The 8406-nt window shown below is 49.2% G+C and carries 5 protein-coding genes and 1 pseudogene; all 6 read right to left on the reverse strand.

All coding sequences use genetic code 11. The annotated features are described in order from the left end of the window. Window positions 1-148: 148 nt before the first annotated feature. A complete protein-coding gene (gene recJ, locus F8N00_RS13930; RefSeq protein WP_421018409.1) occupies window positions 149-2458 on the reverse strand; it encodes a single-stranded-DNA-specific exonuclease RecJ in 2310 nt (769 codons plus the stop codon). Window positions 2459-2530: 72 nt separating this feature from the next. Then, window positions 2531-4742, reverse strand: a pseudogene (gene secD, locus F8N00_RS13935) (protein translocase subunit SecD). A gap of 153 nt (window positions 4743-4895) precedes the next feature. Then, window positions 4896-5186 carry a preprotein translocase subunit YajC gene (gene yajC / locus F8N00_RS13940; RefSeq protein ID WP_023468932.1) on the reverse strand — a complete coding sequence of 97 codons (291 nt, stop codon included), beginning with the start codon at window positions 5184-5186 and terminating at the stop codon, window positions 4896-4898. A gap of 72 nt (window positions 5187-5258) precedes the next feature. Next, a complete protein-coding gene (gene tgt / locus F8N00_RS13945; RefSeq protein WP_029342245.1) occupies window positions 5259-6404 on the reverse strand; it encodes a tRNA guanosine(34) transglycosylase Tgt in 1146 nt (381 codons plus the stop codon). After that, entirely contained in the window at window positions 6404-7444 is a 1041-nt protein-coding gene (gene queA, locus F8N00_RS13950) for a tRNA preQ1(34) S-adenosylmethionine ribosyltransferase-isomerase QueA (RefSeq protein WP_421018410.1), read from the reverse strand. Before queA ends, tgt begins: the two co-directional genes overlap by 1 nt. Before the next feature lie 4 nt (window positions 7445-7448). Then, on the reverse strand, window positions 7449-8387 hold the full coding sequence (gene ruvB, locus F8N00_RS13955) for a Holliday junction branch migration DNA helicase RuvB (RefSeq protein ID WP_421018411.1): 939 nt from the start codon (window positions 8385-8387) through the stop codon (window positions 7449-7451). Between the last annotated feature and the right edge of the window lie 19 nt (window positions 8388-8406).

Below are 8406 nucleotides of genomic sequence, written 5' to 3' on the forward strand. Positions count from 1 at the left end.
GGGCTCGGAGATGTGTATAAGAGACAGCCTTTACTGCGTGCATATTCGACAAGTGCATCAACCGATTGTTTGTATACTGGTCCGTTCTGCATGAGTGATGTGATGTCTTTGAAACTGATTCCTTCTTTCGGCCAGTTTTCGACCTCTTTTATATGCTGTTTGAACTCCATGTCTTTTCCTCCTGCTTCGCCGCTTCTACCAGAGTATCAAAACGCTCTTTCAACTGAGCGAGTGACGAATAAATGTATTGTTGCTCGAGCTCTTGACGCGCTTCATGACGCTGGTACGTCGGAGCTTCCGTCAGATCTCGTTTTGCAGCATTTGGGTTTACACCCGGCAGCCCGTCCTCCATTGTAACAAGAAAATCAAGTTCCGAGAATACCGAATGCATAAAGTTAATCGATCGTTTCGTCCATTTTCGCGATTTCGACAAACGTACGAGACCAATTCGGAGCTCGTCGCGTGGACATTTCGCGAAATACTGGAAGTAATGCTTGAAGTCCTCGCGCGATGGAATCGTCTCAAAATAATAGCCCTCGTCCTTAAAGGCACAATAAATCCGCTCTGCCTGTTGGACGTATGGATGAAACGCAACTTCTTCTTCCGGTAGATCGAGGAAGACGATGTTTTGACGAATCGGTCCGTTCAACGGACGTTCCGCGTACTTCTCCTTCACCTCATCAGTAAAGGCAACGAATGTCGTCGTCTCATGCGGTAAGGCGAATAGTTCGCTCAGCGGCCGCTTACCGCCGCGGTAATCGAACACTTGGACATCTTCGACAGCGACGTCTTGAATCATCAATTGTGGTTTACGGAACCCATTCCATTCATTGATGTTCAGACTGCCCATCAAGTGAATCTCCGATAAGGTCGAGACTTCATCGACAAGGTCGCCGAAGCCGAAGCCGATCGCATCGAGTTCCTTCCCGTCGCCTGATAGTAGTGCTTTGACATGCGTCAAGTCACGACCGATCCGTTTCATGTCACGGATCTTCGCTTGCTCGATGACGATCCGTGGTGCGGGATTTCCCATCCCGAACGGTGCCAATCGCTGAATATCTTCAATCAACTGAATTGACACATCACTGACCTGTAGACGTAGATCCACATCGATCGTCGCGATGAAGGCATCGTCCGGCAACGTACTTGCTTGTTCATTCAAACGTTGACGTAACGCCTCGACGTCATCGGAAGAGAGCGTCATGCCGGCAGCAGCCGGATGTCCTCCGAAATGCGGCAAGATATCTTCACATTTCGTGAGTTCAGCGAATAAATCAAAGGCTGGAATCGATCGTCCAGAACCCTTCGCTGTTCCTTTTTCAGCATCATGACACAGCATGATGACGGGACGATGGTATTTTTCAACGAGTCGCGAGGCGACGATCCCGACAACACCTGGATTCCAATCTGCCGCATCGACGACGAGTACGCGGTCATCTTTAAAACGTTCTTCGACAAGCGCCGTTGCTTCCTCCGCAATCTGCTTGACGATATCTTGACGTTGTTTATTTTGTTGGTCGAGTTGTTTCGCGAGATGAAGTGCCTCATCTTTGCTTTCCGCTAGTAACATCTCAAGCGCTGGCATCGCCGAATCAAGACGACCTGCCGCATTGATCCGCGGACCGAATGCAAATCCGACTGATTCTTCCGTCAGTTCGTCTTCCGTCAAACTACAAACGTCACGTAACGCAAGGATACCCGGGCGTTCACTCGCATTCAGCGCCTCGATGCCGCGTATCGCAAGCAACCTGTTCTCTCCGACGAGCGGCACAAGATCGGCAATCGTTCCGAGCACCGCAAGATCGAGTAACTCGACGGGTTCACGGTCAAGGAGTGCATGTGCGACTTTAAAGGCAACACCTGCCCCAGCAAGCTTCGAGAACGGATAGTCTGGATCGACACCTGGGTGAATTAAGGCAAAGGCATCAGGTAACGTTTCTTTTGCTTCGTGGTGATCGGTGATGATTAAATCGACCCCGAGTTCCTTTAGGACATCGGCTTCATGAATGCCGGAAATCCCACAGTCGACCGTGATAACGAGGCTGAACCCTTCTTCTGCAGCCCAGCGAAACGCGGCTTCGTTTGGTCCATAGCCTTCCGTGAAACGGTTCGGGATATAACACTCTGCCATTCCTCCGATTTCAATCAAGGCATGCCAGAGAATCGCAGCGGAACTCACGCCGTCGACATCATAATCACCGTAAATCAAAATCATCTCGCCCTCGTCGACGGCACGTTGAATCCGTTCGACGACTTTTGGCATGTCTTTGAAAGCAAATGGATCATGAAATGCCATTTGATCGGTCTCTAAAAAATCACGGGCAGCTTCACGTGTTGTGAATCCCCGTTGGACAAGTAGTTGTGCGACGTGCGGTGAGATTGTGCCATCCGCCGTCAATTGTTCGATTTGTTCTGAATCGATGACTTTATCAAGCCATGTTTTTTTAGCATGGTACATCTCAAACCCTCCAATCAACTTCCCCATTATAATTGAAAATCCGCACCAGCGATAGCTGATGCGGATACTCTTTTAAGAAGCGCGTTTTGTACGACCAAGTGTCCGACCCTTCATGACGAGCCAGAGTTGCGCGGCGATGAAGATCGAAGAATACATCCCCATGATCAACCCGACAAGCAGGGCGAGACTGAATCCACGGATTGCTTCGCTACCGAAGATGTAGAGTGCCGCTGCCGTCATGATGACTGTGACGACGGTATTGATCGAGCGGATGATCGTCTGTTGGATTGATTCATTGACGATATGCGCCAATTCATCAAACGAGACTTTCCGACCACCTTTTTCAGCGAGTCCGAGATTTTCTCGTACCCTGTCGAACGTAACGATCGTATCGTTGACGGAATACCCGATGATCGTCAGGATTGCTGCGATGAAGTACAAGTTGACTTCGATCTGGAACAGCGAGAAGAATGCCACGATCATCAACGCATCATGTAGCAATGCGAGTACTGTCGCAATTCCGTATAACGGTTGGAATCGGAACGAGACGTAGATGACGATCCCGAGTGACGCGAGCAAGACGGCATAAATCGCGTTACGCGCGATTTCTTGACCAACTTGTGCGGAAACCGTCGAGATGCTCGGTTCCTTATCATACTGCGCTTCAATCGTTTGTTTCATTTCAGAAATTTGATCCTGACTAAATTCACCAACGAACGTGACGTTCGCTAACTTTCCGCCTTGAGCGAACTGAATGCCATCGATTTCTTCCGCATCGATCCCGGCATCTTCAATGACGGAGCGAACGTCCGCTTCCTTAATTTGATTCTCAGAAGAAATCTCGACGCGAGTTCCTTGCGTGAAGTCAATCCCAAGGTTCAGACCACGGAACGACAACAAGAGTACAGAAACGATGACAAGCGCGATCGTGATCGCGAAATAAATTTTTCGATGTTTGATGTAATCGAATTTCGTAGGATTAAAGCTCACGGATTTCACTCTCCTTTACACCGAACCATGATTTCTTCTTATCGAACCATCGGCTACTGACAAGGAGTTGCATCAGGTAACGTGAGACAAAGACGTTCGTGACGAACGTGACGGCGATCGAAACCATCAACATGATGGCGAATCCTTTGACCGTACTTGTACCAAAGTAGTACAACACGCCAGCAGAGATCAACGTCGTCAAGTTGGCATCAAGAATCGTACCGAACGAACGACGGTTACCGGCTTTGAATGCAGACAAGACGGATTTTCCACTTCGTAATTCATCCTTGATCCGTTCAGCGGTGATGATGTTCGCATCGACCGCCATCCCGACTCCAAGAACGAGTGCGGCGATCCCCGGTAACGTGAGGACGGCGTTGATCCCGTTAAAGAAGATCATGACAAGATAGATGTAGAACAGCAACGTGATGATCGAAACGAATCCAGAGATCCGGTAGAACAGTAGCATGAACAAGAAGACAGCGGCTACACCAATTGCTGACGCGAACAATGTTTGATCAAGTGCATCCTGTCCAAAAGCAGCAGAGACCGACGTCGAGTAGATTTCCTCGAGTTTGACCGGTAACGCACCGGCGTTTAGGATCGAAGACAATTGTTTCCCGTATGCGGCATCGATATCGCCACCAGAAATGATCGCTTTGTCCGAATTGATTGGTTCTTGAACAGATGCATCCGAAACGATTTTCGAGTTTTTCTTTTGAATCTCTTTTTCGTACGAATCACCTTTCTCGTAATCGAGCCAGATGACGAGACGATTCGCAGGTGGTTGCATTTGTGAAATCTTTTGAGTCACATCATAGAACTTTTGTTTTGATTTAAGTGAAAGTTCTACAAGCGGTTGGTTCGTTTGTGGATCGTATCCGACTTTTGCGCCTTTGGTTTTTAAATCCGATCCATCCAGTAACAACTTATTGTTGATGTCACGGAATGATAATTGTGCTGTCGAAGATAGGATTTGACGCGCTTCCGTCTGATCCTTGACGCCAGCAAGCTGAACGCGAATCCGGTTATCGCCTTCGATACGGATATCTGGTTCAGAGACACCGAGGACGTTGACACGGTTCTCGATTGCCGTCAGCGTCGCACTCATCGCATTTTGATCGATGACGTCTCCTTCTTTCAGCGGTTGTACTTCATACAAGACTTCGAAGCCACCCTTAAGGTCAAGGCCAAGCTTCGTATCCTTCAACAACCATGACGATGTCGTACCGATCAGTACGAGCAACGCGATGACGACGATGAAGAATGTGGCAAGTTTCCCTTTCTTGATCATGCTACATTGTCCTTTCTCTAGTTCCCAGTATATTTTCAGACAACTTTGTTCTCCTATCCTAGCTTACAAAAGAAATGGTAATCTTAGCAAACGTTTTTCTCATATATAAACAGAAAAGACGCTCCGGAATCCGGAAAGCGCCTTTTCAATGCCTTATTCGACAGTTTCGTCGTCCATGACAGTCGTTGATTTTTTCGTCACTTCTGCGACAGCACTCCGGTTGAATGTCAATTGTGCATTACCTGACTTCAATGTCACCGTCATGTCGTCAACTTTTTGGACAACCCCGTGAAGACCACCGATCGTAACGATCGAGTCGCCGCGTGAGAGTTCATTTTGCATCTGACGCACTTGCTTCTGGCGTTTGTTCTGTGGACGGATCAACAAGAAATAGAACACCACGAAGATCAAGATCATCGGGAGGAATGTGAATAAACCTTCCATCTGATTCAGCTCCTTTTATCATTCAAATCACGTTCATTATACCGTGAAAGAATTGATTTGTCAGACGATTTGTTAGAAATTCTTTGCGTTCGGTAAATTGTAACCGTATTCTTCGAAGAATTCTTCCTTGAAATCGAGCAGACGATCCTCACGAATCGCTTGGCGAACGCCTTCCATCAACTTGACGAGGAAGTGAAGATTGTGTGTCGAACACAGATGCAGACCGAACGTTTCTTGCGCACGAATCAAGTGATGGATGTACGAACGCGAGTAGTTCTTACACGCGTAGCAATCACATTTCTCATCGAGCGGACGGAAATCACGTGCATACTTCGCGTTCCGGACGACGAGACGTCCTTGTGATGTCATCAATGTGCCGTTTCGTGCGATCCGTGTCGGTAAGACACAGTCGAACATATCGATTCCGCGGATCGCACCCTCGATCAATGCGTCCGGTGAACCGACGCCCATCAAATAACGTGGTTTGTCTTCCGGCATGAGTGGTGTCGTGAATTCGAGCGCACGGTACATGACGTCTTTTGGCTCTCCGACCGAAAGACCACCGACCGCATAACCCGGGAAATCAAGGGCAACGAGGTCTTTTGCACTTTGGCGACGTAAGTCTTCGTATTCTCCGCCTTGGATGATACCGAACAGTGCTTGATCGTGTGGACGTTCGTGCGCAGCAAGACAACGTTCCGCCCAGCGGCTCGTCCGTTCGACAGATGCTTTCATGTACTCGTGAGAAGCTGGGTACGGTGGGCACTCGTCAAACGCCATCATGATATCTGAACCGAGTGCATTTTGAATTTCCATCGCTTTTTCCGGTGATAAGAACAATTTGTCCCCGTTCAAGTGGTTACGGAAATGAACACCCTCCTCAGAAATGTTCCGAAGATCAGCAAGTGAGAAGACTTGGAAGCCACCTGAATCCGTGAGAATCGCGCCATCCCAGTTCATGAATTTATGCAGACCGCCCGCTTCCTTGATGACATCATGTCCTGGACGCACCCAGAGGTGGTACGTGTTCGCGAGGATGATGTTCGCGTTCATGTCCTTGATTTGTTCCGGTGCCATCGTCTTGACCGTCGCTTGCGTTCCGACCGGCATGAAGACTGGTGTCTCGAAACTACCGTGCGGCGTGTGGACGATTCCTAACCGCGCTCCGGATTGTTTACATGTTTTGATATGTTCATATGTTACCGCGTGTTTTGTCATTAGTTTCGTTCCTCTCTCGTTAAGAACATCGCATCACCGAAGCTAAAGAAGCGATAGCCGTTTGCGACTGCTTCTTCGTAGGCATGCAGAATGTGTTCCCGTGTCGATAACGCGGACACGAGCATGATCAATGTTGATTTCGGTAAGTGGAAGTTCGTGATCAGACCATCAATCCCTTTGACTTCCTGACCCGGGAAGATGAAGATGTCCGTCCAGCCCGTTGCTTCGACGAAGTCGCCATGGTCGCGAATGACCGTCTCAAGCGTTCGTGTCGACGTCGTCCCGACCGCGATGATCCGTGCGCCTTGTTTTCGTGTTTCGCGTAGCAAAGCAGCTGAACTTTCCGGCAGTTCGTAATACTCACTGTGCATCTTGTGACTATCGACGTCGTCGACCGAGACAGGACGGAATGTGCCAAGTCCAACGTGTAACGTCAATGGTGCGATCCGAACGCCTTTCGCTTTAAGCGCTTCAAGCAACTCGGGTGTAAAGTGAAGACCAGCCGTCGGTGCTGCCGCACTTCCGCGTTCCCGAGCATAAACCGTCTGATAACGATCTTGATCCTCGAGTTGTTCATGAATGTACGGCGGTAGTGGCATCGTTCCGAGTTGGTCGAGCACTTCATAAAAAATGCCGTCATAGAAAAACTTCAGGATGCGTCCTCCATCTTCAAGTGCTTCGACACACTCAGCACGAAGTAATCCGTCACCAAACGACAAAATCGTTCCTGGTTTGACGCGTTTTGCCGGTTTCGCCAGTGTTTCCCACACATCGTCACTCGTTTGCTTCAAGAGTAACAATTCGATCTTCCCACCTGTCTCTTCCTTCACACCAAAGAGACGTGCTGGTAAAACTTTCGTATCGTTGATGACGAGTGTATCACCTTCGCGGAAGTGATCGACGATATCATGGAAGTGTTGATGCTGAATCGCACCCGTCTCCCGATCGAGAACCATCAATTTCGAACTCGTCCGGTCGAGCAATGGCACTTGGGCAATTTGTTCTTCTGGTAAATGAAAATCAAATAAGTTTACATCCATTGGTTCAATTTCCTTCTTTCAGTCCTAAATGTTGGCGGGCGAACGGTGTTAAGACACGTCCGCGCGGAGTACGTTGTAAAAAGCCTTGTTGCAGTAGATATGGTTCATATACATCCTCAATCGTCTGCGCATCTTCCCCGATCGTCGCTGCGATCGTCTCAAGACCGACCGGACCACCGGCAAACCGTTCTGCAAGCGATCGTAGTAAACGATGGTCGACATCGTCGAGCCCAAGCGCATCGACATGCAAACGATCAAGTGCACTTGTCGCGAGCACGGCATCGATCTCGGTTTGATGGGCGACTTGAGCGAAATCACGGACACGCCGTAACAACCGATTCGCGACACGTGGTGTTCCACGTGAACGAAGCGCGATGGCTTCTGCAGCCAGACGATCCGCTTCGAATCCGAACAATCGTGACGTTCGGGTCACGATGGCAGACAACTCTGACATCGTATAATATTCAAGCTTCAGCGTCACGCCAAAACGATCGCGGAGCGGTGCCGATAACATCCCCGCACGCGTCGTTGCACCAACGAGCGTAAACGGTGGTAAATCAATTCGGACGCTGCGGGCGAGTTCACCTTGACCGATGACGATATCGAGACAATAATCCTCCATTGCTGGATACAGAATCTCTTCGATCGATCGACTCAATCGATGAATCTCGTCGATGAACAGGACATCTCCCGGTTCAAGCGATGATAGAATCGCCGCTAAATCACCCGGTCGTTCAATTGCAGGACCGGCTGTCGTCTTGATGCCGACCCCCATCTCGTTCGCAATGATCGTCGCAAGCGTCGTCTTCCCAAGACCCGGAGGACCGTAGAGAAGCACGTGATCGAGTGTTTCCTGACGAATTTTTGCCGCCTCGATGAAGACACTTAAGTTTCCTTTTGCTTTCTCCTGCCCGATGTATTGCTCGAGCGTCTGAGGACGCAGACTCCACTCTTCTTGATCT

Source organism: Exiguobacterium sp. A1_3_1, assembly GCF_048985645.1.
Lineage (GTDB): Bacteria > Bacillota > Bacilli > Exiguobacteriales > Exiguobacteriaceae > Exiguobacterium_A > Exiguobacterium_A indicum.